This window comes from Ligilactobacillus sp., from assembly GCF_036846325.1.
Taxonomy (GTDB): domain Bacteria; phylum Bacillota; class Bacilli; order Lactobacillales; family Lactobacillaceae; genus Ligilactobacillus.
This window is the reverse complement of the sequence record NZ_DAIUCE010000184.1, coordinates 1-1,835: the sequence shown is the minus strand read 5'-3', so window position 1 is coordinate 1,835 and position 1,835 is coordinate 1. Positions and strand designations below refer to the sequence as shown.

Genomic DNA, 1,835 nt, shown 5'->3' with positions numbered 1-1,835 from the left:
AAAAATATTATACTAGAGTTGTATTCAATTATAAAGATCAATTTGTGGATAGAAAGAGATGGATTTGTTTATGGCTGAAGAAAATACACAAGCTGCAGAGATGGTAAATGGATTAATCAAGCGTTCACAGCATGCTCAGGCAATTTTATCAACGTTTACTCAGGAACAAGTTGACAGAATCTGTGAGGCAATCGCAAAAGCCGGCAAGGAACACGCCCAGGAACTTGCACAGGCTGCCGTTCAGGAAACGCGTCGTGGCGTCGTGGCTGACAAAGTTACGAAGAATATCTTTGCCAGCGAATGCATCTGGGAAAGCTTAAAGGATGTAAAGACAGTCGGCGTCGTCAGCGAGGACGAAGACAAGGGCCTTGTTTCAATCGCTGAACCGATGGGCGTCATTGCCGGTGTGACACCTGTGACGAACCCGACTTCAACCGTCATTTTCAAATCTATGATTGCTCTTAAGACACGCAATACGATTGTCTTCGGGTTCCATCCGCAGGCACAGAAGAGCTGCGTAATGGCAGGCAAGCTGGTTGAAGCTGCTGCTGAAGCCGCAGGTGCTCCAAAGGACAGCGTCTTGTGGATTGAAGAACCTAGTCTTGAAGCAACGACGGCCTTGATGCATAATCCAAACGTCAGCCTGATTCTTGCAACGGGCGGCCCGAGCATGGTCAGTGCCGCATATTCTTCCGGCAAGCCTGCCCTGGGCGTCGGTCCCGGCAACGGCCCGGCCTACGTTGCCGAAAGCGCAAACGTTACGAAGGCAATTGACGACATCGTAACGTCGAAGACTTTTGACAACGGCATGATCTGCGCTTCCGAAAACTCAATCGTCGTTGATGCTTCAATCTATGATGAAGTCAAGGAATTGCTCAAGGGTCACGGAGCATACTTCCTGGACGATGAACAAGTGCCTGAATTCAGCAAGGCGTTCATCGATGAAAAGCGCGGCACGGTTCGCGGCATGCTGGCCGGCAAGAGCGCCAAGGAAATCGCAACGTTGTGCAGCCTTGAAGTTCCGGCTGATACACGCATCATCGTTGCAGAACTTGACGGTGTCGGCAGAGAGTACCCGCTTTCAGCCGAGAAGCTGTCACCTGTCCTGAGCATGTACAAGGCAAAGGATGCCAAGGAAGCATTCTTCATCTGTCAGCAATTGCTTGATTACGGCGGACGCGGCCATACTGCTGCCATTCATTCCGAAGATCATAACCTGATCGTTAAATTTGCCATTGAAATGACAGCCTGCCGCATCCTGGTCAACACGCCGTCCGCACTCGGCGGTGTCGGCGGCCTCTACAACAACTTGACGCCATCGTTGACGCTTGGTACGGGGACATACGGCGGCAATGCCGTTTCTCACAACATTACGGCAACGGATCTGCTCAACATGAAGACAGTCGCATTCCGTCACGAAACGGACTTCTTAAAGAGCCTGAACTGAAAATAACGAGGGACTGGGAAAAAAAACTCTGTCTTAAATTTGAAACACGTATGATTCATAATTGTGGTCATACGTGTTTTTGTTTTGGACAAACATCTGTCAGGAACTCAAACTCAGGATATAACGGGGAAAGCAGACCGGAATTCTGGATTTTGTCGAAAATAGTCTACCTTGTCACCCAGATCCAGTGCACGCTCCTTCAGAGCCACGCACTGAAAAAAATGAAGCCCGTATGAACTGATGATCATACGGGCAGCGTCCATTTTTTGAAAGCGTGCAAGGGTCAATAAAGCCCGCTGCCAGCAACAGATTGCCAATAAGCGCAGAGACTATCTTCATAAGCTGACAACTGACTTAGTCAGGAACTATGACGTGATTGTAATCGAAG

Annotated in this window: 1 protein-coding gene and 1 pseudogene; both read left to right on the top strand. The window is 49.2% G+C overall.

Features of this window, described 5'->3' with window-relative positions; genetic code table 11:
* Nucleotides 1–70: 70 nt before the first annotated feature.
* Nucleotides 71–1,447, top strand: a complete 1,377-nt coding sequence (locus tag V7Z60_RS09985; RefSeq protein ID WP_334117659.1) for an aldehyde dehydrogenase family protein — start codon at nt 71–73, stop codon at nt 1,445–1,447.
* Between the two features lie 270 nt (nt 1,448–1,717).
* Nucleotides 1,718–1,835 (top strand): annotated as a pseudogene (locus V7Z60_RS09980) (RNA-guided endonuclease TnpB family protein); the annotation flags it as partial.